21 protein-coding genes are annotated in these 24,740 nt (G+C 59.0%); 7 read left to right on the top strand and 14 right to left on the bottom strand.

Translation table 11 applies throughout. The features are described from left to right. Positions 1 to 3 precede the first annotated feature (3 nt). From MRBLMR1_RS15655 to flhB, 4 genes are all read left to right on the top strand, one after another. Complete coding sequence (locus MRBLMR1_RS15655) at positions 4 to 957, top strand: FliM/FliN family flagellar motor switch protein (protein WP_148144400.1); 954 nt, start codon at positions 4 to 6, stop codon at positions 955 to 957. 71 nt (positions 958 to 1,028) lie between these two features. Next, entirely contained in the window at positions 1,029 to 1,607 is a 579-nt protein-coding gene (fliN, locus tag MRBLMR1_RS15650) for a flagellar motor switch protein FliN (RefSeq protein WP_148144401.1), read from the top strand. A 33-nt stretch (positions 1,608 to 1,640) separates the two neighbouring features. After that, complete coding sequence (fliG, locus tag MRBLMR1_RS15645; RefSeq protein ID WP_148144402.1) at positions 1,641 to 2,684, top strand: flagellar motor switch protein FliG; 1,044 nt, start codon at positions 1,641 to 1,643, stop codon at positions 2,682 to 2,684. 257 nt (positions 2,685 to 2,941) lie between these two features. Next, positions 2,942 to 4,021: a flagellar biosynthesis protein FlhB gene (flhB, locus tag MRBLMR1_RS15640; protein ID WP_183823321.1), complete on the top strand. Its 1,080-nt coding sequence runs from the start codon at positions 2,942 to 2,944 to the stop codon at positions 4,019 to 4,021. Between the two features lie 11 nt (positions 4,022 to 4,032). Here flhB and visR read toward each other — a convergent pair whose 3' ends face one another. From visR to MRBLMR1_RS15570, 14 genes are all read right to left on the bottom strand, one after another. Continuing rightward, entirely contained in the window at positions 4,033 to 4,779 is a 747-nt protein-coding gene (gene visR / locus MRBLMR1_RS15635; RefSeq protein WP_148144404.1) for a transcriptional regulator VisR, read from the bottom strand. A 14-nt stretch (positions 4,780 to 4,793) separates the two neighbouring features. Continuing rightward, entirely contained in the window at positions 4,794 to 5,516 is a 723-nt protein-coding gene (gene visN / locus MRBLMR1_RS15630) for a transcriptional regulator VisN (protein ID WP_246435964.1), read from the bottom strand. A 306-nt stretch (positions 5,517 to 5,822) separates the two neighbouring features. Beyond that, positions 5,823 to 7,496 carry a flagellar basal-body MS-ring/collar protein FliF gene (gene fliF, locus MRBLMR1_RS15625; protein ID WP_148144406.1) on the bottom strand — a complete coding sequence of 558 codons (1,674 nt, stop codon included), beginning with the start codon at positions 7,494 to 7,496 and terminating at the stop codon, positions 5,823 to 5,825. A 142-nt stretch (positions 7,497 to 7,638) separates the two neighbouring features. Continuing rightward, positions 7,639 to 8,028, bottom strand: a complete 390-nt coding sequence (gene cheT, locus MRBLMR1_RS15620) for a chemotaxis protein CheT (protein ID WP_148144407.1) — start codon at positions 8,026 to 8,028, stop codon at positions 7,639 to 7,641. Between the two features lie 31 nt (positions 8,029 to 8,059). Then, entirely contained in the window at positions 8,060 to 8,617 is a 558-nt protein-coding gene (gene cheD / locus MRBLMR1_RS15615) for a chemoreceptor glutamine deamidase CheD (RefSeq protein ID WP_148144408.1), read from the bottom strand. Next, a complete protein-coding gene (locus MRBLMR1_RS15610; protein ID WP_112508324.1) occupies positions 8,614 to 9,003 on the bottom strand; it encodes a response regulator in 390 nt (129 codons plus the stop codon). Before MRBLMR1_RS15610 ends, cheD begins: the two co-directional genes overlap by 4 nt. Next, the gene (gene cheB, locus MRBLMR1_RS15605) at positions 9,004 to 10,053 is read right to left on the bottom strand and encodes a protein-glutamate O-methylesterase CheB (RefSeq protein ID WP_183684943.1); all 1,050 of its coding nucleotides are present in this window, start codon (positions 10,051 to 10,053) and stop codon (positions 9,004 to 9,006) included. Next, entirely contained in the window at positions 10,050 to 10,958 is a 909-nt protein-coding gene (gene cheR, locus MRBLMR1_RS15600) for a protein-glutamate O-methyltransferase CheR (RefSeq protein WP_148144410.1), read from the bottom strand. Before cheR ends, cheB begins: the two co-directional genes overlap by 4 nt. Continuing rightward, complete coding sequence (locus MRBLMR1_RS15595; RefSeq protein WP_148144411.1) at positions 10,955 to 11,440, bottom strand: chemotaxis protein CheW; 486 nt, start codon at positions 11,438 to 11,440, stop codon at positions 10,955 to 10,957. Before MRBLMR1_RS15595 ends, cheR begins: the two co-directional genes overlap by 4 nt. Before the next feature lie 8 nt (positions 11,441 to 11,448). After that, positions 11,449 to 13,677, bottom strand: coding sequence for a chemotaxis protein CheA (locus MRBLMR1_RS15590; RefSeq protein ID WP_148144412.1), 2,229 nt, complete (start codon positions 13,675 to 13,677; stop codon positions 11,449 to 11,451). Positions 13,678 to 13,693: 16 nt separating this feature from the next. Then, a complete protein-coding gene (gene cheY1, locus MRBLMR1_RS15585) occupies positions 13,694 to 14,059 on the bottom strand; it encodes a chemotaxis response regulator CheY1 (protein WP_119938787.1) in 366 nt (121 codons plus the stop codon). 2 nt (positions 14,060 to 14,061) lie between these two features. Beyond that, entirely contained in the window at positions 14,062 to 14,355 is a 294-nt protein-coding gene (locus MRBLMR1_RS15580) for an STAS domain-containing protein (RefSeq protein ID WP_148144413.1), read from the bottom strand. Then, positions 14,355 to 15,983 (bottom strand): globin-coupled sensor protein, encoded by a 1,629-nt coding sequence (locus MRBLMR1_RS15575; RefSeq protein ID WP_148144414.1) that lies wholly within the window; start codon positions 15,981 to 15,983, stop codon positions 14,355 to 14,357. The genes MRBLMR1_RS15580 and MRBLMR1_RS15575 overlap by 1 nt, the downstream gene beginning before the upstream one ends. A 371-nt stretch (positions 15,984 to 16,354) precedes the next feature. After that, positions 16,355 to 18,739: a cellulose synthase gene (locus MRBLMR1_RS15570; RefSeq protein WP_148144415.1), complete on the bottom strand. Its 2,385-nt coding sequence runs from the start codon at positions 18,737 to 18,739 to the stop codon at positions 16,355 to 16,357. A gap of 261 nt (positions 18,740 to 19,000) precedes the next feature. On the opposite strand from MRBLMR1_RS15570, the gene bcsN reads away from it, so the two are divergent. Genes bcsN through MRBLMR1_RS15555 form a run of 3 tightly spaced genes read left to right on the top strand, consistent with a single transcriptional unit; the run spans position 19,001 to position 24,740 of the window. Further along, entirely contained in the window at positions 19,001 to 20,026 is a 1,026-nt protein-coding gene (gene bcsN, locus MRBLMR1_RS15565) for a cellulose biosynthesis protein BcsN (protein ID WP_183684942.1), read from the top strand. Positions 20,027 to 20,066: 40 nt separating this feature from the next. Next, entirely contained in the window at positions 20,067 to 22,244 is a 2,178-nt protein-coding gene (gene bcsA / locus MRBLMR1_RS15560; protein WP_148144417.1) for a UDP-forming cellulose synthase catalytic subunit, read from the top strand. A 9-nt stretch (positions 22,245 to 22,253) separates the two neighbouring features. Continuing rightward, the gene (locus MRBLMR1_RS15555) at positions 22,254 to 24,740 is read left to right on the top strand and encodes a cellulose biosynthesis cyclic di-GMP-binding regulatory protein BcsB (RefSeq protein WP_148144418.1); all 2,487 of its coding nucleotides are present in this window, start codon (positions 22,254 to 22,256) and stop codon (positions 24,738 to 24,740) included.

Below are 24,740 nucleotides of genomic sequence, written 5' to 3'. Positions count from 1 at the left end.
ACAATGACCAGCAACAACCAAGCTTCGCAAGCACAGCCAGCCATGGAGCGGGCACTCCTGGCCCGCCTGACGGGTTCGCTCGGCGACCAGAAAACGCTGGAGCGTCTGGCCCAGGATTTCGGTACTCTCTACCAGAGCTTCCTTCCGGACGTGCTGCAGAGCGAACTCGGGCTTTCGGTCGAAGTTATCTTCGCTGGATACAGATCCGGCCTGATGAGCGAGCTGGTTGGCAGGCTGGGCGATAATGTCGTGCTGGCCGATGCAACCTTGCGCAACTGGTGCCCGAAATTCGTCATCGCCTGCGACAATGCCTTCGTCATCACGCTGATGGAAAACATGCTCGGCGCAACGCCGGATTCGATTTTCCAACCGCCGCGCCGGGCTCTATCACAGATCGAGCTGGATCTTTCGACGATGGTCTTCGACAAGATAGCTCAGGTATTGCGTTCCGGTGTGAACGCACCGGGCGGCTTCGAAACGACGATCGAGAGGCCTCACAATGCCGATGCAAGGCCGATGCTGGAAGACGAAGAGGCCGATCCCTTCGCCATGTCCATCCGGGTCGAGCTGAAGCTAGGCAAGATCGCTTCCGAATTCTTCCTCGTCATCCCGCAGAAATATCTGCTCAAGACGACCATTACACTGCCGAAATCGAAGGGTGACTTCTCCCGTGAGCAGGATGCCTGGTCGGAAAGCATGTCCGAGCAAGTTCGCCGGTCACGGGTAACGCTGGAAGCCAAGATTTCCCTTGAGTCCCTGACACTCGAGACGATTTCCAAGCTTGTGGCAGGCGACGTGATTGCCTTCCGGGACAAGGAAGAGATCATCGTCGATGTCAGTGCCAATGGCCGCGAGATGTATAACTGCGAGTTCGGCAGAAGCGGCGAGAACTACACCGTCCGCGTCAAGGACAATGTGAGCAACGAAAACGACATTTTGAAACATCTGCTTGGCTAGGGCAGCGGACCTCCGGGGCTTGGTGGAAAAACACCGATAGTCGATAGATTTGGAACGGGAATGCTAATTTCATGGCGACAAAGAAGACAGCTTCGACGGAAGAAAATGAACTGAACCCATCGGATTCGGACTTCGATTTCGACAATGCGGTCAACGAACTCCGTGGCGTGATGAAACACGATGCCGACGGTACGGCGCCGGCAGCTGACGACAGTTTCGGCTTCGACTTTCCGGCCGGCGGCGAAACGAACTCCGAATTGCCTTCATTCGGCGATGTTGCCACCACCAGCGATTTTGGCGGTGACAACGACTTCGGGGCAAGCAGCGATTTCGGCGGGAGCAGCGATTTCGACTACTCCATGCCCGAAAGCAAGCCGACTGCTGGCTCGGGGCTTAACAGCAACCTCGATCTCATCATGGATATCCCCATCGATGTTCATGTTGTGCTCGGAACCAGTCGCATTTCGGTGTCGAATCTGATGAACCTTCAGGAAGGTGCCGTCGTGGCGCTCGACAAGAAGATCGGCGAACCGGTCGATATCACCGTCAACGGGCGTCGCATTGCCCGTGGTGAGATCACGGTTCTCGAAGACGACGACACCCGCTTCGGTGTGAAGCTCATTGAAGTCATGAGCTCCAAAACTTCCTGATCCAGGAAGTCGGAAGCAAAGAGGAAAAAGACCATGATGGACTTTGAAGACTTCGGCGGGGCATTGACAGACAAACCTCTTTCCCAGGCGGAAAAGGCAGCAGCAGTGCTGCTCGCCATGGGAAAGAATGTCGCCGGAAAGCTGCTCAAATTTTTCACCCAGGCAGAACTGCAGGCGATCATCGCCGCGGCGCAAACATTGCGCACCATTCCGCCGAATGAACTTGCACAGCTCGTCAACGAATTTGAGGACCTGTTCACCGAAGGTGCAGGCCTTATGGACAACGCCAAGGTCATCGAGAGCATTCTCGAGGCTGGCCTTACCCCGGAAGAAGTCGACAGCCTTCTCGGTCGACGTATGGCTTTCCAGTCTTACGAAGAGTCCATCTGGGACCGGTTGCAGGAAGCCGATCCCGATTTCATCGCAACTTTCCTTATGCGCGAACATCCTCAGACCGTGGCCTACATCCTTTCGATGCTGCCGTCCGGTTTCGGTGCAAAGGTGCTGCTGAAACTGCCCGACGGCCAGCGCGCGGACATCATGAACCGCACGGTGAACCTGAAGAACGTCAACCCGAAGGCGGCGCAGATCATCGAGAACAAGGTCGTCGACCTGATTACCGAGATCGAACGCGAGAAGAACTCCGTCGGCCCGATGAAGGTCGCGGAACTGATGAACGAACTGACCAAGCCCGACGTCGATACGCTGCTCAATTCTCTCGAGGAGATCAGCCAGGATGCCGTCGCAAAGGTTCGTCCGAAGATCTTCCTCTTCGAGGATATTCTCCTCATGCCGCAGCGCAGCCGCGTGCTGCTCTTGAACGACATTTCCGGCGAAGTGCTGACGATGGCGCTCAGAACCTCTTCCGCGCAGCTGCGCGAAAGTGTCCTGTCGTCGATCAGCCCGCGTTCTCGCCGCATGATCGAATCCGATCTGCAGGTCGAGATGCCCGGCACCAATCCGCGCGAAATCGCGATTGCACGCCGCGCCATCGCACAGGAAGCGTTGCGTCTCGCCAATTCGGGCCAGATCATCCTCAAGGATCCCGAAGCCCAGGCAGAGGGAGCGGCGGCCTGAACGAGGCCGTGACACCAATCCCGCGCGCCCGGTTCGGCGCGCGGCACCATATCGGCCGCTGTTGATAACCGCGATACCGCCGGGGCTTAACGATTGCCCCTTTTCGATCCCATGAATAATGTCTGATGACCGCTTGCGTATCGGTGCGGAAACCTAGGGTTTCCTATCGATGCATCGTTATAGGTTTCTGCAGCATCCCTTTGCGGGGAACGACTGCAGGTTTCGGGGTCTGCTCCAGGGCCGTCAGGAAGGCGCTCGTGTCCGACGATCAGGACAAGGACAGTAAAACAGAAGACCCGACAGAGAAAAAAATCCGGGACGCGATGGCCGAGGGTAATACTCCCTCGTCACGCGAAGTCCCTATCTTCGCGTCCTCTCTCGCCTTCTATATCTACCTGGTCTTCTTCCTTCCGACGGGTGCAGCCAGGCTAGCGGAAACATTGCGCGATTTGCTTGAACAGCCGGATCAATGGCGAATGCAGACCGCCAACGATCTCGTTTCGCTGTTTGTCCGCCTGATGTGGGATGCGAGCGCGATGCTGCTTCCGGTGGCGGTTCTGTTCATCATATTCGGACTGGGGTCCAATTTTGCCCAGCACATGCCTGAATTCGTACTGAAGCGTATCACGCCCCAGTTCAACCGGATATCGCCGGTAAAGGGATGGCAGCGCCTTTTCAGCATGGCGGGACTGGTCGAATTCGGCAAGTCGATGTTCAAGATCATCGTCGTCTCCGTCGTGATGGTTCTGGTTCTGCGCAGCGATTATTTCCGCTCGCTCGATGCCCTCTTCTCCGATCCCCAGGTGATGCTCGTCGAGATGATGGCGATCATGAAGAAAATCATGATCGTAATCCTGTTTGCGACCGGCATTCTTGCCATCGCCGACTACATGTGGACGCGCCATCACTGGTATTCGAACATGCGAATGACCAAGCAGGAAGTGAAGGACGAATTCAAGCAGTCACAGGGCGATCCGCTGATCAAGGCCCGCATCCGCTCCATCGGCCGCGATCGCGCACGGCGGCGGATGATGACCAATGTTCCTCGCGCCACGCTCGTGATCACCAATCCTACTCACTATGCGGTGGCACTCCGTTATGCCCAGGGAGAAAACGAAGCTCCGATCGTGGTCGCGAAAGGTCAGGATCTGGTCGCGTTGAAGATCCGCGAAGTGGCGCAGCAGAACAATATCCCAATCTTCGAGGATCCACCCCTGGCGCGTTCGATGTTCGCGCAGGTCACCGTCGATGGCGTTATCCCGCCGCCCTTCTACAAGGCCGTTGCCGAACTTATCCATCGTGTCTATGCGGCAAGAGCAAAACGCGGCCGGCGATAGCGGCAGAAGAATCAGGTGATGTAGCCGAGCCTGATCGCCTTTGCGATCGCCTGGATACGGTTGACGGAATCGAGCTTGATCGTCGCCGAACCGAGATAGGCATTTACGGTGTGGACCGAAAGGCCGAGCTTTTCGGCAATCTCTTCGCTGATGCGACCATCGCCCGCCAATTGCAGGCAGGCAATTTCCCGCTCACTGAGCGATTCCGCCGGTACGTTGCGCCGCTCGTCCAATGCCAGCAAATCCATCATGATCTGGCAGCTTTCCACATGCTGATCTATCACGGATCCCGCATCAAGCGTGAGATGCTCGGCGAAGAACGCAACGTAACCGTTCCCGAGAGCACCCAAGCGCACGGGGAAAACAACGCCCGAAAATGGCAGCACAGCGCTCTCAAGTCGCCGGATAAGCGGTGTGAACTCGCCGGCATCTATGGTGCTGCCGGAACCATTTCCACTCCATACCAGAGGGAGAAGCGACATCTCGACATGATCGAGCAATGTCTCTTCAAACTCTCCGAGAAGCCGGTTGCTGTTTTCAACCGCGTTCGGTCCCCAGTTCTCCAGTTCGCATACCAGCTTTCGCTTATTCGGAAGCCCGGCTCCCGAGATCCGGAAAACAGCAAAATTACGAGCCTTGAGGCTTTTCTGCATGGCGACGAGTTTCGGAAAGATATCCGATCTGCTTGATCCACGCTGCAAGCGGAGATGTTGAACGCTCCCCGGTCCGTCAGCGGTGCCGCCTCGCGAATAGCCCATTCCGTTGCCGCCCTCTATACCAGATTGTTGCGAACCGCGTAGGCGATCGCCTCGGAGCGGGTCTTGGTAGCAGTCTTGCGCATCACGCTAGTGATGTAGTTGTTGATGGTATTTCTCGAAATTCCGAGTATGACCGCAATCTCGTCGCTGGTCTTGCCTTCGGCGATCCAGAAAAGGCATTCCAGTTCTCGTTCGGTCAGCTCGAAATCACGTTCGGTGCGGGATTCCACGCTTTCGACAAAGCTTGCGCCATAGGCGGCAAGAAGCCCAATTTCGCGTAGATGTTCCTGCGAAAGAATGACGCCCTCGACAAACAGAAGCATCAAGGAAAAACGTGTGCGGCCGACCGAAAAGGTCAGGGCGCAATACTGGCGGCTCAATTTTTCAGGCAGGACAATTTCGTCCGGCAAAAGCGCAAAGCTCGGTGTCAGAACGGCGAAACATTTTTCAAGCTCCGTCGACCGCGTGTAGGCACTGGCCAATTCAGAGCCGAGACGACGAACGAGATCGAAGGGCCAGTTCGAGGTCACGATGAAATCGAGACCCTGTTCCTGGATGAGATCGTAACGAGCAAGCAGAAAATGGGACGCCCCGACGTGATCGGCGAGCAATCGCATGATCACCTGCAGATTTTCCGAACCGGCCAAGGCGGAAAGGCGGCGCACCAACTCATTACGAGACATTACTGGAGTGCGATCATTCTCCGGAATAGGGCGTCCTTGCGCCGATACATCCATGCCCGATAACTCCATTCGTTATCTGCTCCTGCTGCGTCGATTAAGACCTCGCCTGAAGAAGCCTATCCGAGTTCCTGTTACCGACACCCGCTGCACCCCTTGCTGAGGGGTTATGAAACCGCCGACGAATCACGGTCAGTTTAAGAGAAGCCCACACAATTGCCATCATGTGCTGGGCGAATTTCCCCAGATGCTGCCGGAGTGTCACATCTTAAGTTAAAGTGACGCAGACGAATTGGTTCCAATTTCCGCAAAAAAGGCCGGATTTGCATCCGACCCTTTGCATCATGTTTCCGTGATCTACCCTTAGGCTGCTTTTTCGAAGGCCCACTTGCGGAGGATTTTCGCTGCACGCTCTTCGGAAATCTCGACCATGCGGGCAAGACGTTTTTCCGGGCCTTCCTTGACGCGGCGGTTGAAGCCATCGCCTTCGTCGTCGCCCATGAGGTCGTTGCTGCCATCGAAACCGAAGTCTGCGCCGAAACCGTCCATAAGAGCGGGGCTGCCGCCGGCCGGAGAGAAATCGGGCAGTTCCAGGCCGGCACCTTCGCCGATCGTTTCTCCCGATGCGCTCGTACCGGAAACCGTGTGAACCAGAGGGCGCAGGCCAAGCCAGATAACCAGGAACGCGACACCGAGGAAAGCCAGCGAGTTGATGATGCCGCCGAGGTTGCGAGTAAGAACTTCCGTGACGCTCGGGCCGGTAGCGGTTTCTTCAAGCAACTGGCTTTCGAGGAAGTCCATGGCCGTGAGGGTAATCACGTCGCCACGATCCGGACTGATGCCGGCGGCAGAGGTCACGATCTTCTGCATCTCGGCGAGGTAGGCGTCAATCTTGGCCTGATCGGCAGGTTCTCCGACCATCTGAGCGATACGGCCCCTGTTGACCACAACGGCAACCGACACTTTTTCAATCAGATAGCTGTTGCGCGTCGTGGCAATGGTCTTCTGGTTGATTTCGTAGTTGGTCTGCTCTTCACGCTTGTCGGACTTGTCGGAAGACTTCGGCCCGTTATTGCCACCCTGGTCAGGTGCCGCCTGGGGAACATTCTGCTCGACTGTCGATGCGTTGTCGTCAGCCGACTGCTGCGACTGCGCGTTTTCACGCGTCGCGCGGACCGAACGCTCTACACGTGAATTCGGATCGTAAACGGTCTCCTGGGTCTGCTGGCTATCCGTGTTCAGGGCGGCCGTGACGCTGGAGCGGAAATTGTCCATGCCGAGGAACGGCGCGAGAGCCTTGTCGATATTGGTCTCGATTTCGGACTGTACAGACTGGACGATGCCAAGCGAGCGGTTGATCTGATTGTTGCCACCGTCGTCGCCCGAAGCAAGCAACTGGCCGGTGGAATCGAGAATCGTTACGTCCTCGACGTCGAGCCCGGGAACGGCCGAAGCGACAAGGTGACGAATTGAAGATGCGGCCTTGCGGCCGGTCGACGATCCCGCACGGATCATCACCGAGGCCGTCGGCTTCTGTTGTGCGCGCCGGAAGTTTCCGACATCGGGCATGACGATGTGGACGCGGGCGGCGGAGACGCCGCTGATCTGCTGAATCGATCGGGAAATTTCGCCTTCAAGCGCGCGGACGCGCGTAACTTCCTGCATGAAGGACGTCAGGCCGAGCGAGCCGACATTGTCGAAGAGTTCATAACCTGCGTTGGAACTGTTTGGCAGCCCGCGTTCCGCCAACAGCAGACGCGCCTTGCTGGTGCTGCCGACCGGAACCTGGATGCTTTTGCCGTCGGAACCGACTTCAAAAGCCAGGTTGGCTTCTGCAAGTGCCATGCTGACCTGATTGAGATCGCTGGACTCAAGGTTCACGTAGAGTGTCTCGTAGGCAGGCTTATTAACAAACATCGCGGCGGCAATGACGATCGCGATTGAAATCGCACCTGCAGCGGCCAAAGCAATAAGTTTTGTCTGACCGAGAGATGCCAGATTTCTAGAAATTTGTGAAAATTGAGCTAACAGATTCATTCTGTTCCCACATCGCCGAACACGGTTATAGAGCTACTGCCCAGGCGCACCCTATGAGGCGAAGCTTGTGCGAGCGTTTCGGCAATTTGGAATGTGGGGGTGCAGACGCGAAAGTTTGCGAGCAGCGCGTCAGCCTACAAGATCAGAAGAAGTCGAAGTCGCCTGCTGCCTTGGTCAGCGGCTGCGAGTGACCATGCCGCATGCCGTTCGCCAGAGATCTCTGCATGTCTGCCAGCTTGACGAGGCTGAGCGCCGTGGAAACATCCACCTTCCACTCATTGGGAATGGATCCCGTGATGGTATCGATGAATTCAGCCAGACCGCGCGTTTTCTGCACGGCAAGATCGATGCCCTGCAAGATCTTCATCGTGTCGGGCGACTGCAATACATTCTCTCCGCCCACTTCGAGAATTTGCGGCTCCACCCGCTCGATCAGATATGCAACATCGTGCAATTCGGAAACCAGCCGCATCAGAACATCCGGCAAAGCCTCCTCGAGGGCAGAGATCTGCGGCGTAACAATGTCGTTCATGGCCATTCCAGAATATGAATTGAGGTGACGATCAGAAGAATTCGATAGCGTTGTCGACTGGCTTGGGTGGCGTGCGGACAGGGCGCTGTTCAAGCGCAACTGTTCTTTGCGTTTCCGCGCCCGTCAGCGGGTATTGTCTGGCACGTCCGTGGACGGGCCAATATTCAAGCTTTCTTCCGTGCTCTCCGCCGGTCGACGAGCCGACAACCTGAATGCCTTCGTCCCTCAGGAACTGCATGGCAAAGGCTGCGTTCTGTTCGCCGACATTCGAGAAGCTTGCGATCGTTTTTGCGCCGCCGAAGACCTTTGCCTCCAGCCGGTCGCGCCGGGCGCCCTTCTTCAGGAGACCGTTGATCAACAACTCCATCAGATGCACGCCATAGCGCGTCGCATCACCTCCCGATGCCATGGCCCCGCCCGAGCCAGGCAACAGGAAGTGGTTCATGCCGCCGACACCGGCGACTGGATCACGAAGACACGCGGCCACGCACGATCCAAGTATCGTCGACAGGACGACGTCAGGGTCGTCAATGACCTTGTACTCTCCCTGGATGATATGGACGCGCCTGGACGCGATAGCATCATTCATTTTAGGGCTCCGAACACCGCCTCGATAGCGGCCTTCATCTTTTCGATGGTGAACGGCTTGGCGAGAACGTTGTTGGCGCCGAGCTGGGCTGCCTTCTGAACCAGAGCGCGATCGCCCTGAGCCGTCAGGATGATGAAGGCTGCCTTTTTGGTTGCCGGGTTCGAGCGAACGGCCTGCAGGAAACCAATGCCGTCCATGTTCGGCATGTTGAAGTCGGAAATGACCAGGTGATGCGGCTGTTCGGACATGATCTTCATGCCCTGAACGCCATCGCCGGCGGAGGTGATCTGCTTGAAGCCGAGCTGTGTCAGAGCATCGCTGAGCAGCAGGCGGCTGGTAACCTGATCGTCGACAATCAGAACTTTGATTTTTTCAGCGAGAGACATTTATTCGGTACCTTCTTTTCGGGCGGCAGTTAATTTCAAAACTTCTTCTCCAATGGAGCCCAGGGGCAACTGCTGCTCGACGGCACCCAGTTCATAGGCAACCCTCGGCATCCCATAGACCACACAGGTCTTCTCGTTCTGTCCGATAGTGCGTGCGCCGGCGCCGCGCATCTTCAGAAGTCCGGAAGCCCCGTCGCGCCCCATGCCGGTCAGAATGACGCCAACCGCGTTGCGGCCGGCCAATTCCGCAACTGAATCGAAGAGTACATCGACCGACGGCCTATGGCCGTTGACGGGTTCCTTTTCGATCAGCCGGCAGCATGGCGCTGACGGATTTGCCACCTGCATGTGTCGTTCACCACCGGGCGCGAGATAGATCTTGCCGATCTCCAGGCGCGCGCCATCGGTCGCTTCTTCCACTACAGGAGCGCAGATACGATTAAGACGTTCTGCAAAACTTTTCGTAAACGTCGGAGGCATATGTTGAGTGATTACTGTCGGCGGGCAGTTCTGCGGGAACTTTTGCAGCACCGTAATCAGCGCTTCCACACCACCGGTAGAAGATCCGATCGCGACAACTTTGCGTCCCACACGGTATTCATGAACCGACATTGGCGGTGCGACCGGAGCCGGCGCTGATGTTGCCGTAAACCTGCGGCCCGAGCGGGCAGCCGCCTTGACCTTTTCGGCAAGATCCATGAACGGACGGCGTTCGCCCGGAGCAGGCTTGCCGACGCAATCGAAGGCGCCGATCTCAAGTGCTGCCAGCGTCGCGTTGGCGCCGTGATGCGTCATCGTCGAGACCATGATGACCGGCATCGGCCGCAGGCGCATGATCTTTTCGAGGAACTCGAGGCCGTTCATGTTCGGCATTTCGATATCGAGCGTGACGACGTCCGGATTCAGCTGCTTGATTGCGGCACGCGCCTCCATGGCATCGCCGGCCTGACCGATAACGCTAACGTCCGGATCGGAATTCAGCACAGCGGTGATCAGGCCCCGCATAGTGGGACTGTCGTCCACGACGAGGACGCGTGCGGGCGCGCTCATGCCTTCCTCCCTGCATGCTTTCCGATATAGCGATAGGTGGTGATCCCGATATTGTCGAAGAGATGCTTCGCATCACCCGACACGCGCTCGGAATGGCCGATATAGAGGTGACCGGCATCTGGAAGCAGCGATGCGAAACGGGACCAAATCTTCATCTGCGTCGGTTCATCGAAATAGATGACCACGTTGCGGCAGAAGATAACGTCAAAACCGCCCTTGAATGGCCACTGAGCCATCAGGTTCAGTTCGTTGAAGGTGATCAGCTTCTTGACGCGATCGTCAATCTGGCACTTGCGGCGGCCGTTGATATCGACGTCGCGGAACCATTGCTTGCGCATGGCCGGCGAAATGCTCTCAAGAGCGTTCTCGTCATAGGCACCGGCTCGCGCGGTTTCGAGGATCTTGGGATCGATATCGGTCGCCAGAATACGGAAATCGTAATCGGCGGCGTTCGGGAACATCGCGAGTACGGTAAGCGCGATCGAATAGGGTTCTTGCCCATCCGAGCAGGCAGCCGACCAGATGCGCACACGTCCGCCGCTCTTGGCACGGTTGATAAGGCCCGGCAGGACTTCGTCACGCAGATGTTCGAAATGATGGTTCTCGCGGAAGAAGCGAGTGAAATTCGTGGTCAGATGCGACAGCATCTCGCGACGAACAGCTGCGCCTTCCGGCGATGAGACGAGCTCGCAATATTCGCGAAAACCTCTCAAGCCCAGATTGCGGATATGCTTGGAGAGACGCGAATAGACAAGAGAAGCCTTGGAATCGTTGAGATAGATTCCGGCATCGGCATAGATCATTGCAGCGATTTCGGAGAGATCACGGCGCTTCAGCGGATATTCTCCACTCGCCAATACCTCATCCGGCGACTGCCGGCTATCAAGCGCGCCCAACGGCATCATGCAGCTTCACTTTCCTTGTCGTGAGCTTTCTCGGGGAAGAGGGCTTCCAGCTCGATCAAGCAGATCATTCGCTTGTCGATGGCCAGGATGCCCCTTGCGTATTGCTTCTCCAGGTCCGAGGATACTTCCGGAACCGGCTGTATATTATCGTCGGTAATCGTAAGGATATCGGAAACGGCCTCGACCAGCAGGCCGACGACCTTGCTCTTCACCTGAGCGACGATGATCACGTGGCGCTGGGTCGGTTCCGTTTCCTTCATGCCGAGCCGGGCCGACATGTCGATGATCGGCAAAACCGCACCGCGCAGGTTGATCACGCCCCTGACATAGGCGGGCGCATGCGGCATCGGCGTGGCCTGGGTCCATCCGCGGATTTCGCGGACGGACATGATGTTCACGCAAAATTCCTGATCGCCGATACGGAAGGCAATAAGCTCCCGGGCACCCTGCGACAGAGACTTTACGGCATAAGATACGCTCATGACCCAGGTTATCCTGCTGCTGCGAGCGACATTTCAGGCTTCAGCGACTGACCGCGAGAAGCACCGACGACCGCATCGACGTCGAGGATGAGCGCGACGCGTCCGTCGCCGAGGATGGTTGCGGCAGCGATACCCGGAACGTGGGTGTAGTTAGCCTCGAGCGACTTGATGACGACCTGGCGCTGGCCCTGGATCGCATCGACCATCAGGGCGCGCTGGCCACCGCCTTCGGATTCGACCAGAAGCGCGACGCCATCGACCGGATTGGCCTGGTTGGTGCGGAAGTTGAGGATGCGACCGACATCGACCAGCGGGCAGAACGAGTTGCGGATCGAGATGAGCCGCTGGTTCGCGCCAAAGGAGTGAATGGCGGAGGCTTCCGGCTGGAGCGTTTCGACGATCGCCGTCAGCGGCACGACCAGGGTCTGGCCGGCGACGGTAACGACCATGCCGTCAAGGACGGCGAGCGTCAGCGGCAGGCTCATGGTGAAGGTCGAACCGAGGCCCGGGCGCGAGGAGATCGAGATACGACCACCAAGTGCCTGGATCGAACGCTTGACGACGTCCATGCCGACGCCGCGGCCGGAGATGTCGGAGATCTTGTCGGCGGTGGAGAAGCCCGGCGCGAAGATCAGGTTGTCGATTTCTTCATCCGAAAGGTTCGCATCGGGGCTGATGAGGTCGTTGTCGATCGCCTTCTGCTTGACACGCTCGCGGTTGATACCGCCGCCATCGTCCTGCAGTTCGATGAGGATGCGGCCCGAACGATGCTTTGCGGAAAGCTTGATCGTGCCTTCCGGATCCTTGCCGGCGGCTTCTCGCTTTTCCGGGCTTTCGATGCCGTGGTCGACGGCATTGCGGATCATGTGGGTGAGCGGCTCGGCGATCTTGTCGATGACCGTCTTGTCGACTTCTGTGTTTTCGCCTTCGGTGACGAGGCGGATCTGCTTGCCGACCATGTCGGCCACTTCGCGGACGATACGCGACATGCGCTGGAAGACCGGTTTGACCGGCTGCGCGCGAATCGCCATGACCGAGTCCTGGATTTCGCGGGTGAGCTGCTGCAGCTCTTCCAGACCCATGTTGATCGAGGACACGCCGTTATTGTCGTTCTCGATAACACTCTGCGAGAGCATCGCCTGGTTGATAACGAGCTCGCCAACGAGGTTGATCAGGCGGTCGACGCGATCGAGATCGACGCGGATCGTCTGGCCGGCCGAAGATGCAGCGGCTGCGGCGTTGTTCTGGGTGGCAGCAGCAGCCGCGGCGGCTGCGGCGGCAGCGCTTTCCTTCTTTTCGACGGCAGCGTTGACGGCCTTGACGACGTTCGCGGAAGCCTCTTCCGTCGCAGCGGTCTCGGTCTGCGGGGTCGGCTCGGCCGGCTCGTCGTCCAGTGCAGAGAGATCGAAAGGTACCGGGATCATCGGCAGCTCTTCGCCTTCGGATGCTTCGGCCGGCTTGACCTCCAGCTCGCAATCCCACTCGGCGAATTCGAAGACCGCGCGGACTTCTTCCTCGGATTTCGGCGTGGTGATGGAGATCTTCCAGCCGAAATAGGATGCTTCCGGATCCATGTTTTCCAGTGCGGGAAGCTGATCCATGTCGCAGGCAATGCCCATCTCGCCGAAGCGGGAAAGATCGCGCAGCAGAAGTGCCGCTTCGTTGCCCTTGGAATAGAGTTCACGCGTCGGCTTGAAGGTAACTTCGTAGGTGAACTGTTCGACCACGTTCTCTTCTTCGCCGAAACCGTCGAAGGTGAAGGGGATCGGCTGGAAACCGCTGTCGTCAGTCGGCTTTGCAGGAGCAGCAGCAACGGGCTTTGCAGCCTTCGGTGCCTCGGCGGCCGGCAGAGCTTCGCCGTTGGCCAGAGCCTCCAGTTCCTTCACCAGTCCACGCGTACGGCTTTCCTCGACGCTGCCGCCATCACGCGAGCAGGTCACGAGGTCGGCGAGCACGTCGGCCGACTTGAGCATGACCTTCAGGACATCCTGGTTCGGCTCCAGCTTGTTGGAGCGCACGCAGTCCAGCGTGGTCTCGAAGACGTGGGCAAAGGCCACGAGCTCTTCCAGACCGAATGCACCGGCACCACCCTTGATGGAATGAACGGCGCGGAAAACGGCGTTGACCGTCTCGGGATCGCGATCCCCATCGTTCAGCTTGAGAAGACCGGATTCCAGTTCAGCGAGCTGCTCTTCGCATTCCTGAAAAAAGATCTCTTTGATTTCGTTCATATCCATCGGAAGAATTCCCGGTTCAGGCGGTTACACGCTCGATCGCATCAATGAGTTTTGCCGGATCGAAGGGCTTGACGATCCAGCCGGTCGCGCCGGCCTGGCGCGCACGGTTCTTCTTTTCGGCATCGCTTTCCGTGGTCAGAACCAGGATCGGGATGGCGCGGTATTTCTCGTTGCGGCGCACGCCTTCGATGAAACCGAAGCCATCGAGGCGCGGCATGTTGATGTCGGTAACGATGACATCCGGCTCGCAGCCTTCGAGAACCTCAAGGCCCTCGACGCCGTCTTCTGCCTGGATCGTTTCGAAACCGGCATTGTTGAGGGTCACCAGAAGCATGTTCCGGATCGTCCGTGAATCATCCACGGTCAGTACTTTTTTCTTCATTGCTAGATCTCCTTAGCAATTAACTGGGTTTCGCTGATTCCAATCAGCGCCATCGTCTTTTCAAAGGCATCTGATGCCTTCTCGACGAGGAATGACTTCTTGTCGGCCTGCCATGCTGTGGCACCGGCAACCAGAACCTGGGCGCATTGCACGCCGACACGCTCCACCGCAGAGGCATCGATCACGATATCCTTGCCGCGCATGGACATGAGCTTGCCGTGCAGCACCGATGCTTCATTGAGGTCGAGAACTGCCGAGAGAGCCAGTTTTCCGGATGCGGCCTTCTTTGCTGCCATCAGCGTATTCCTTGCCGTTTGTAAAAGGGTTGCGCCTCGGCCTCAGCCAATGCGTGATGTCGGTCGGACAATGCGCCAACCGGCTGAACTGCCGGGCGCCTGCCATCGTGGGTATTCTGGACGTCGCGCTCGAAACCCTGCTGGCGGGCAATGCGGAATTCGCGCACCGTGCGGCCCAGTTCGAGAATGACGGTGTGCAGCTCATCGGCGCTTTCACCGGTATTGCGTGCGAAGCTCGCATTTGCACCGATCTCGTGGCTGAGCGACCCGATCTCCGAGGTGACGCGGTTCAGCCCGTCGGCCTGTTCGACCGTGCGGCGGGCGACGCCGGTGATCGCATCGTTGATCTCGCCGACCTGCTGGACGATGCCGCCTATCGCCGCCTGGGTGCGGTGAACCATGTCGACACCGGCCCCGACCTGCGATTTGGTACCGGTGACCAGTGTCTTGATTTCGCGGGCCGCATCGGCGGAACGCTGGGCAAGCGCCCTCACCTCCTGCGCGACGACGGCAAAACCGCGGCCGCTATCGCCGGCGCGCGCCGCTTCGATGCCAGCATTGAGCGCGAGAAGATTGGTCTGGAAGGCGATCTCGTCGATGACACCGATGATCTCACCGATCTTTTCGGCCGAATTCTCGATATCGGTCATGGCGCTGATTGCGCGGCCAACGATCTCACCGCTTTCTTCGACGGAACGGCGTGTCGCAACGGCAGCGCTTTCGGCAGCCGACGTTCCGGCAACGCTTTCCTTGACGAGTGCGGAAAGCTGATAAAGGTCGTTATGCACTGATTGTGCCCGGCGCGCCTGCTCTTCCGAAGCGGCCGCGAATGTCGAGGCGTTGCGTGCCATGGCATCCGTCAGACCGATCGCCTGCATTCCGGCATTGTCGATCACGCCGACCGAGTTGCGCATGCCGCCGATCGCGCTTGACAGAAGTTCGGCCAGTTCACGATAGGCTTCCGGCACGTCATTCGGCAGGGCGGCTGTCAGATCACGCTCGGCGAGCGCGCCAATGACGGCGGCAAAGGTGTCGACCGCTTCGGCCTGATCGGCGGAGCGCTGGTCGGCAAGAGCGCGCTGGTGCTTCTGTCTCTGTTCATTGAAACGGAGCGAAACGGCGATTTCGACATCGACCATGACCAGGCGCAGGATGGCGGCGATGAGATCGCGCAGTTCCTGTTCGCGCCGGCGGGCACCGGGAAGGAAGGAGCGCGGCGCAAAATCCTCGACAGCGCCGAGTACCAGATGTTCGAGCATCACCGAATGGCCGGCGATATGCCAGCGCGGGTCGAGACCCATGCGGCTTTCAGTATCCGACAGAACCTTGACGCGATCTGCATAAAGCGCATCGAAGCGAGCGTCGGTCAGCACCGCCCAGTGGGACGCCTGAAGATCGTTGAGACGGTCGACCTGCTGTTCGGTTTCGAAATGGCTGGAGGCTTCGGGAGAGGACTGCAAGCGTTGAAAGAGATCGCGCAGACCGTTCTTCAGATGGCCTTCGAGCTGTGGGCGACACCGGCGGAGCAGATCGCACAGATCGCCGTCGAGACCGGCGAATGCCAGTCTCTCGCCAAGGCTGCCTGCCTGGCGACGTCGAACCTGTTCGCTTGGCGTGTCCTGCACCAAAAGTCGTCCCCAAAAACCACACAAACCGAGAATTCGGCGTGAGAGAAGCCATGCGGGTCAGGGACTGGAGATGGACAATGAATGCCTTGGCACACAGGACATGATCCCGTGCCGTGCGAACGCGGTCACCGCAGTTTTCCTGACTTTTCTTGAGCGGATACCGGATTCAAACCGGTACGGCCTTGGCGGCTTCATGCCTTGGTGAGCAGACCGCAGTCGTCCCATTTGCCGTATAGTCCAATTTGTATGGTTAATTCCTTGCCCGAAGGTTAATGGACAGTAGATATCGGCCGTTTTGCTACAAAACGGCCATTGAAACCACGGTATCGGAACACCGTCCGGCAAAGACTGCAAGCAGAGGTTTCATCGGCTCAATTGTTCTTGGTTGTAAGATCGGCAATCGCTCTCAGGCCATCCTTGTTGCCGAGATCGGCCAAGGCCTGGAAGATACGCAGCGCTTCCGCCTGCCTGCCTATGTTGAGCAGGGCGTATCCGCGCAGGCTCATCAGATCGGTCTGTTCGGGCACGATCTGCGCCCGCTGATCGAGCGCGATCAGCGTCTCCCGGTAGCGGGCCGACTTGAACGAATTGACGGCCCTGTCGGCAAGGATGGATGCCTGCAGTTCGACGGCGCGGGTATTGTTCTGCGGTGCGATCGTTGCGGCGGCAGCCGCCTTGTCAGTCAGGCCGACACGCAGATAAGCGAGGCTCTTGCCGTAGGCGGCATCGGAACGGGCGGCCTGAGAGGAAGCCATGGTCGCGACATCGAATGCCTGCGCTGCTTCGAGCGGCCGGTTGAGATCCATCAGGCACCAGCCGCGGGCGAGAGCCTGATCCGGCGAAAGTTGGCGAGGGTCGACGGTAGAGGCGCACCCCCTGTTGACTGGAGCACTGCGGGCAGGTGTAGCGCGTGACACACGCGGTGCGGGCCTTTCGACGGGCACAGGCCGGTAAGCCTGAGTGGCCGGTTCAGGCTGAGCGGCATAAGGCTGCTGGTTTGAGGGTTGCGGGTAGTAAGCCTGCTGGCGCGGCTGCGGCTGTAGTTGCTGCTGCACCGGATATTGCTGCATCTGCTGCGCAGGATAGGGTTGCGTCTGCTGTTGCTGCGGCGGCGTAAGCTGCGAGAGATAATCCTGCCCCTGCATACGACGGCGATCGTCCTCACCGAGATTGGCGATGCGGTCGGACCTGCCGGCCCAGGTGCGCTGGATCGCCGCGACACCGGCCCTGTCGCCGAGATCGTTACGGCTCAGGACCAGACCATAGGCGGAAGGCTCGTCATCCGGCTTCCATGTGAGCGCTGCGGCAAACCATTGAGCAGCCGTCGCCGGCTGGCGCATGTAACGCGCATACCATCCGAACTGCTGGGCCGCGGCTGCATCCTTCGCTTCGATGACGACAGGCGCCATGCGCGACAGCACTTCCTCCTGCAAGATCGGCGGAGGATCGATGGCGAGAAGGTTGGCGACGGCGGCCATATAGGCGGCCTTGGAGCCGGGCGACGTGTCACGCCATTTGTAGAGCACGTTTTCGGCTTCGAGCGGAGAATTCTGGCGTGTCAGGGTGAGAGCCAGGCCTTCAGCTGCAGAGGCGGTCTCTTCCTTGGTGAAGGCCTTGCGGAACCAACGCTCGGCGCCGCCGAGATTGTCGCGGCGATAATGATACCAGCCGAGCAGAAGCGCATCGGACGCCAGTTCATCCTTTTCGGCCAGACGTTCCAGCCGCGTCAGATATTTGTCGGCGACGACGAGCTTGGGATCGGTATTGCCGTCGCCCACCAAACGGCGGGCCAGATCATCACGCAGGCTTTCGAATTCGGGCTGCCCGTCCGCGCCGGTCCGTTCCTTCGACAGCAGTTCCTCGATCATGTCCGGCGCCAGCAATTCGCTCGCCTTCTGGACCGTGGCCATCCGCTCCGAAGGATTGTCGCAGTTGCTGAGCACGTACAGATAGGCATCACGCGCCCGCGGCTTGCGGTCGGTATCGGCAAAGGCTTCGGCAAGACGCCACAAGACATCGACTTCGCTGCAGGTCAGAAGCGTCGGGTTTTCCGCAGCGATGCGAATGACCTCGTCATAGGTCTTGGCATCGGATGCCGCCGTCAGCCGGGTGCGAGCCTCGGCAAGCTTCAACCTGTCTAGAAGATCGGCAGGCGGCTGCCAGCTCGGCTCGGCGGCCTGGCGATCGGAGATTGCCTTGCGCACATCGGCATAGCGCGCCTGTGCGTAGAGCTGCCACATGTTGTCCAACTGCGGATCTGTCGTCGGTCGTGCGGCCAGCGGATCGGCCGGAGGTGTCCAGTTGGGATAGAGAGCTCGAAGACGGGAGATTTCGGCCTGTAGACGGGCTGTATCGCCTCGGGCGGCAAAATAGCGGAGCGCGCTTTCATCGACCTGCGGAGCCGAGGCTGACGGCTGAGTGCCCGGCCTCGACTGCGCTTGTGCTGGCGGCTGCGTCTGAGACTGATTCGGGAACTGCTGCGAAATCTGCGCACTCGGCTCCGAAGCCGGGGCAGTCTGCTGTGATTGTGCAATTACCAGTGGCGGGCGTCCGGCGCGCTGATCGGCTGGCGCCACGGTCGGAGATTGCGACTGCAATCGGTTCGTGCGGTTCACGTCTGTGCCTGCATAAAACGAATCAGCAGCAGTCAACGAACCGGTGATCTCGTTGAAATCGACGTCAGACGCCTGTTTGTAAGCGATCAATGCCGCTGCGGCCATGCCGAAAGCAGCTAAAGAGATCAGCGAAAACCGCATTTGCACCCCGGTCCCTGTCCATCCAAATCATTTCGGCTCGTGCACACAAGCCCACATCTGACAGCAATTGGTTAAAGAATGAGGGCATATAGTTAACGAACAATTTAGATTTCGTAAGTAAATAAGAAATCATGAATACACAAAAGTGACTCGAACCGGCAGGCATTCCACAAATGGCTGCCCGGTGACCCTCGCAGAAAGCGGGCAATGAGTAATGCGTGTCTGCCCCAGGACTGGATTTTGATGACGGACGGACACTTTATGACTTTGCAGCCGGGATGGAGCGGTCGCCGTGCTGCTATCACGGCCTCCATAGGATTTGCAGCGCTCAGCCTCACCGGATGCGCAGGAAAGCCGATCCAATCCGAAGCCTTCATAAAGAGCGTTCCGCCGGAACAGGCCATGGTCATGCCACCGCCAGGGGGACCCGCGGTCGTCAACATTATCGAACGACGTTTCAACAATGCCATCAGCCAGGACATCCATCTGGCGACCAACGCATCCACACCCGGACAGAACATGCTGAAGGTCCAGCTCTTTGGTACAGAGAGCGCCTACAGCCAGGCCGACAATAGTCTGGGCATGTCGTCGATCACCGAAGGACGCATCTCATCTGAAATGCGCCAGTCCCTGCCGCGTGTGGCGATGGCTAAATCACAGTTCTATGTGCAGAACGCCTATGGTCCATTCGGATATGCTTTCGGGCGCGGCAGAGGCTCCGATCTGTGCCTTTATGCCTGGCAACAGATCCGCACCCGCGACCAGGGCACGCCATTCGCCAACTACGGCGTGATCCAGATCCGCCTGCGAACCTGCGAGGCGAATGCCACCGAAGCAAAGCTCCTTTCGGTCATGTACAACTTTACGATCAACGCATCGGTCGATGCGCTCGGCTGGAACCCTTACGGTGCAAATCGCGAGTTCAATTCCGCGGTCGGCACCACCGGCGCACCGATCTATCCGCGTCCGGCCTCTGCCGAGCCGATGGTCCAGACGCTGCCGCCGCGGCAGACGACGTCCTATGCGCCGCGAGTTCAGGTACGTCGTGTCCAGCCGGCCGCTCAGCCTGTGACGGCGCCGGGCGCACCGCCGCAGCTTGAGCCGCGTGGTCCCCGCGTACCTTCGCCTTTCGGCAACGGCTATTCTTCTGCCACGGGACGATCCTCCGATGGTTATGCCGCAACGACGACGCCAAACGGCGCGACGGTACCGGCAACCCAAAGGGTGGCCGTCCCGTCTCCATCCTGCACCATGGCAACCGACGGAGCAGACGTTGTCTGCCGCTGATCCTGTTGTCCGTATTCGGCTCTCATCGAGGTAGTCCGCCATGAGGACACTATATTCAGGCGTCATCTGGGCCGTTGCCACGGTCATGATCATCCTTCTGGTGACGTTGCCGATCAATACGCGCACGCAGCTGATCGCCAGCATCCTGATCGTCACCGTCATGGCGATCATCAAGCTTCTCGACGCCGGAGGAAAATGGCGGCTGGTGGCGCTGGCTTTCGGTACCGGCATGGTGCTGCGCTATGTCTACTGGCGCACGACAAGCACGCTGCCGCCGGTCAACCAGCTGGAAAACTTCATTCCCGGCATGCTCGTCTATCTGGCCGAGATGTACAGCGTGCTGATGCTGTCGCTAAGCCTGTTCGTCGTTGCCATGCCGCTGCCGCCGGCGCGGCCGAGCAGCCGATCGAGCAGCGACGAAAACCTGCCGACCGTCGATGTCTTCGTACCAAGCTACAATGAGGACGAACAGCTTCTGGCAAATACGCTGGCCGCCGCCCGCAACATGGATTATCCGCCGGAAAAACTGACCGTATGGCTACTTGACGATGGCGGCACGGTGCAGAAGCGCAAGGCGAGCAATGTTGCCGATGCCCGTGCGGCCGAAGCCCGCCACGAAAAGCTGAAACAGCTCTGCGTAGAAATGGGGGTGAACTACCTCACCCGCGAGCGCAACGAGCATGCCAAAGCCGGCAATCTCAACAACGGGCTTGCCCATTCGACGGGTGACCTGATCGCGGTCTTCGATGCCGACCATGCGCCGACGCGCGACTTCCTGCTGGAAACCGTGCACTATTTCGAGAGCGACCCCAAACTTTTCCTCGTCCAGACCCCGCACTTCTTCCTCAACCCGGACCCGGTCGAACGCAACCTGCAGACGTTCGAGAAGATGCCGAGCGAGAACGAGATGTTCTACGGCATCATCCAGCGCGGTCTCGACAAATGGAACGCGTCGTTCTTCTGCGGCTCGGCAGCGGTGCTGAACCGCAAGGCATTGCAGGTTTCCAACGGCTTTTCCGGCGTCAGCATTACCGAGGACTGCGAAACTGCGCTCGACCTGCACGGTCTCGGTTGGAACAGCATCTATGTCGACCGACCGCTGATCGCCGGCCTGCAGCCCGCAACCTTCGCCAGCTTCATCGGCCAGCGCTCGCGCTGGGCGCAGGGCATGATGCAGATCCTGCGCTTCCGTTTTCCACCCTTAAAACGCGGCCTCTCGCTGGCTCAGCGTTTCTGCTACATGTCGTCGACGCTGTTCTGGCTGTTCCCCTTCCCGCGGACGATCTTCCTGTTCGCGCCGCTGTTCTACATCTTCTTCGATCTGCAAATCTTCACCTCGTCCGGCGGTGAATTCCTCGTCTACTCGCTGACCTATATGGCGGTGAACATGATGATGCAAAACTATCTCTACGGATCGTTCCGCTGGCCATGGATTTCCGAGCTCTACGAATATGTGCAGACGGTGCATCTGCTGCCGGCCGTCGTTTCGGTCATGCTCAATCCACGCAAGCCGACCTTCAAGGTGACGGCGAAGGATGAATCCGTTTCGGTCAGCCGCCTTTCGGAAGTCAGCCGGCCATTCTTCGTGATCTTCTTCATATTGATCGTCGCCTTCGCGATGAGCGTCTACAAGCTCTATAATGAGCCGTTCAAGGCAGACGTGACACTCGTCGTCGCCGGTTGGAACATGCTCAACATCATCATTGCCGGCTGCGCGCTCGGCGTCGTTTCCGAACGCGGCGAACGCCAGGCGTCACGTCGCGTCAAGATCAGCCGGCGGTGCGAATTCGGCATCGACGGAAAGTGGTACACGGCGACGATCAACAATGTCTCGGTGCACGGGGCCCAGCTCGAAGTCTATACGGAAGGCGCGACGGGCATTGCCAAGGATACGATCGGCCATATCCGCTTCCAGCCTTTCAGCGATCTGCCGGTCAGCGAATTGCCGGTCGAAATCCGCAATTTCGACCGCACCGGCGACGTCACCTCCGTGGGCTGCCGCTACGTGCCGCAAAAGGCCCTCGATCACCGCCTGATCGCGGACCTGATGTTCGCCAACTCCGCCCAATGGACCCAGTTCCAGACCGCGCGGCGAAACAATCCGGGCTTGTTGCGCGGCACGTTGTGGTTCCTGTGGCTTTCCGTCTACCAGACGAGCCGCGGCCTAGGTTACCTGATGCGTGACCTCGGAAAGTCCCGCAGCGCAGAGAAAGGCTAGGAGATCGACATGAACAAGCTCATTGTCCTTGCCCTCGTTGCCTGCGCCGCCACTCCGGTTTGCGCCCAACAGGGCGCAACGCCTTTTGACATGGGTTCGGAGCGTCGCGACCGCGGCATTCAGGAGACGCCGCCGCCCGCACCGACGCCTGTGCCCGTCAATCCCGTGCCGATTGCTCCTGGCCAGCCGGCACCAACAAACCAGGCTCCATCGCCTGCCATTACGCCGCCGATCGCAAGGCCTGCCACTCCGCCCGCACAACAGACGGCACCCGCACAGTGGAGCGCCCAGCCGCCGTCACCCGCACAATCTGCGGCGCCTGCACAGACGGTGACCGCAGCCGGTTCGGCCGATCAGGCACGCCGTTATATTCTTCCGTTTACGGACATGCGGCTGAACGGAGAAATCGAACAGCGATCGTGGTCCGTCTACCTCACGGCCGATCAGGCAGGACGCGCAGCAAAACTGCATCTTGCCTATCAGAACTCGATCTTTGTCGCGCCCGAAACATCGAAACTGACGATCACGATCAATGACGTGGTCGTTGCCGCAGAGACGATTGCCTCGGCCGAGCAGCCCGCCGAACGGGCCTTCGAGATCCCGGCCGGATTGCTGAAGGCGGGTGGCAACATGGTCCGCTTCGGTACCAGCCAGCGCCATCGCACCGACTGCACGATCGAATCCACCTATGAATTATGGACCGATATCGATCCATCCAAGACTTACCTGTCCTTCGACGGCACCAACGACCGGCGCCTAGGCACTCTGGACGACCTGAGGGCGATCGGCGTGGACGGCAAGGGCAATACCCGCTTCCGCATCATTGCTCCGGCCCTCGATCAGCTCGGCGCCACCGACACACTGATGCGGCTGAGCCAGGCGCTTGCACTCATCGCCGGCATGCCCAACCAGTCGTTCACCTTCAGCAGGCAGGCGGATGGTGACATCCAGCCCGGCGAAGTTGCCGTCTTCATCGGCACGACCGATGAACTCAGGACCGTTCTTCCAGGACTTTCCGCTTCTAACAGCAACTCGGCGGCGGCAAGCTTCGTCGATTATCCGCGCAGCAAGGGCGTTTCCTCGCTCGTATTGTCCGGTCCAACCTGGTCTTCCATCGACGGACTTGTCGAAAGTTTCGTCGCGTCGCTCGACAACCGCTCGACGCAACGGCGCGAAACGCTTTCGACTGAAAGCTGGCGCGGCATGGATACGCCGCTGCTGTTCTCCGACAAGGTACTCGACTTCTCCGCCCTTGGGGTCAACAGCCAGGAATTTACCGGCCGCCTCTTCAGAACCAGCTTCACGATCGGCGTTCCCGCCGATTTCTACGCAAATGCCTATGGTGAGGCTCGTATCCTGCTGGATGCGGCGTATACGCCTGACGTTCTGCCGGGCAGCCATCTAGACATCTTCGTCAACGGAAACATCGCCTCCACCGTTCCGATCACATCTGCGGGCGGTGCGATCCTGCGGCATCTTCCGATCAAGCTGACGCTTCGACACTTCCGGCCCGGCGTCAATACGATCACTGTCGAAGCCGCACTGCGGACTGCTTCTGATGGATCCTGCGCGCCAGGCGCGAGCAGCGAGGAAAAACCGCGGTTTGCGATATTTGGTACTTCGCAATTCCACATGCCGGATTTTGCCCGGATCGCCCAGGTTCCCAACGTCGCCGCGACTGCAGGTATCGGCTTTCCGTATTTCCTCGGACAGGACCCGGTGTCCCTGTTCCTCGGCCGGATCGATGAACATACGCTTTCGGCCGCAGCAACCTTCGCCGGCAAGATATCCAACGCATCACATCGGGTTATACCGCTCAACGTGACGATCTCGGCAGCACGGATGGCCGAGCGCAACGCGATCTTTGTCGGCGGTATATCCGAGATGCCGCTCAACGTCCTGTCCCAGCTGAAAATCGACCAGGACAGCCGCAACAGCTGGAGCCCCGATATCGCTCCGCAGACGGTTACGCCCTCCAGTATCAGCCTGCAGGACTGGCAGCAGCGCGCCGATGGCAACTTCTTCAGCCGCCAGTTCGAAGAGTTGAGCCAGTGGGCCAAGGACAATTACGATTTGTCGCTTTCCGCCTTGCGTTTTGCGCCGCCTACAGACCAGCTCTACAAACCACCGAAATCCGCCCATCTTCTGGTTGCGCAGGAAAGCGACCCGACGGGTCAAGGGACCTGGACGGCGGTGCTTGCGCCGGACAGCGCCCAGCTAGACGAGGGCATGCGGGAAATTTCCAGCCGCGAGGCGTGGGAAAAGATGAGCGGGCGCATCGCAATCTACAGCGGCGAGACAGACGTGATGGGAAGCGTTCCAGTCAGCTGGTTCCGCTTCATGCCAACGCAGGATCTTAGCTTCAGCAATGCAAGGCTGATCACCGCAAACTGGTTGTCGGACAACATCATGTCCTATGCCCTGCTTCTGGCAGCAGGCAGCGTACTGCTCGGACTTGCGACCGGCGGATTGCTCAGTCTGCTCGGCCGTCGCTAA

It is taken from the genome of Neorhizobium sp. LMR1-1-1.1, assembly GCF_040675795.1.
GTDB classification, from domain to species: Bacteria; Pseudomonadota; Alphaproteobacteria; order Rhizobiales; family Rhizobiaceae; genus Neorhizobium; species Neorhizobium cellulosilyticum.
This window is presented reverse-complemented; position numbering and strand designations above follow the sequence as displayed.

What these genes read in the sequence shown, in the direction of transcription:
- MRBLMR1_RS15655 (WP_148144400.1), top strand. Translation starts at nt 4, where the DNA reads ATGACCAGCAACAACCAAGCTTCGCAAGCACAGCCAGCCATGGAGCGG.
- fliN (WP_148144401.1), top strand. Translation starts at nt 1,029, where the DNA reads ATGGCGACAAAGAAGACAGCTTCGACGGAAGAAAATGAACTGAACCCA.
- fliG (WP_148144402.1), top strand. Translation starts at nt 1,641, where the DNA reads ATGATGGACTTTGAAGACTTCGGCGGGGCATTGACAGACAAACCTCTT.
- visR (WP_148144404.1), bottom strand. Translation starts at nt 4,779, where the DNA reads ATGGGCTATTCGCGAGGCGGCACCGCTGACGGACCGGGGAGCGTTCAA.
- visN (WP_246435964.1), bottom strand. Translation starts at nt 5,516, where the DNA reads ATGGATGTATCGGCGCAAGGACGCCCTATTCCGGAGAATGATCGCACT.
- fliF (WP_148144406.1), bottom strand. Translation starts at nt 7,496, where the DNA reads ATGAATCTGTTAGCTCAATTTTCACAAATTTCTAGAAATCTGGCATCT.
- cheT (WP_148144407.1), bottom strand. Translation starts at nt 8,028, where the DNA reads ATGAACGACATTGTTACGCCGCAGATCTCTGCCCTCGAGGAGGCTTTG.
- cheD (WP_148144408.1), bottom strand. Translation starts at nt 8,617, where the DNA reads ATGAATGATGCTATCGCGTCCAGGCGCGTCCATATCATCCAGGGAGAG.
- MRBLMR1_RS15610 (WP_112508324.1), bottom strand. Translation starts at nt 9,003, where the DNA reads ATGTCTCTCGCTGAAAAAATCAAAGTTCTGATTGTCGACGATCAGGTT.
- cheB (WP_183684943.1), bottom strand. Translation starts at nt 10,053, where the DNA reads ATGAGCGCGCCCGCACGCGTCCTCGTCGTGGACGACAGTCCCACTATG.
- cheR (WP_148144410.1), bottom strand. Translation starts at nt 10,958, where the DNA reads ATGATGCCGTTGGGCGCGCTTGATAGCCGGCAGTCGCCGGATGAGGTA.
- MRBLMR1_RS15595 (WP_148144411.1), bottom strand. Translation starts at nt 11,440, where the DNA reads ATGAGCGTATCTTATGCCGTAAAGTCTCTGTCGCAGGGTGCCCGGGAG.
- MRBLMR1_RS15590 (WP_148144412.1), bottom strand. Translation starts at nt 13,677, where the DNA reads ATGGATATGAACGAAATCAAAGAGATCTTTTTTCAGGAATGCGAAGAG.
- cheY1 (WP_119938787.1), bottom strand. Translation starts at nt 14,059, where the DNA reads ATGAAGAAAAAAGTACTGACCGTGGATGATTCACGGACGATCCGGAAC.
- MRBLMR1_RS15580 (WP_148144413.1), bottom strand. Translation starts at nt 14,355, where the DNA reads ATGGCAGCAAAGAAGGCCGCATCCGGAAAACTGGCTCTCTCGGCAGTT.
- MRBLMR1_RS15570 (WP_148144415.1), bottom strand. Translation starts at nt 18,739, where the DNA reads ATGCGGTTTTCGCTGATCTCTTTAGCTGCTTTCGGCATGGCCGCAGCG.
- bcsN (WP_183684942.1), top strand. Translation starts at nt 19,001, where the DNA reads ATGACTTTGCAGCCGGGATGGAGCGGTCGCCGTGCTGCTATCACGGCC.
- bcsA (WP_148144417.1), top strand. Translation starts at nt 20,067, where the DNA reads ATGAGGACACTATATTCAGGCGTCATCTGGGCCGTTGCCACGGTCATG.
- MRBLMR1_RS15555 (WP_148144418.1), top strand. Translation starts at nt 22,254, where the DNA reads ATGAACAAGCTCATTGTCCTTGCCCTCGTTGCCTGCGCCGCCACTCCG.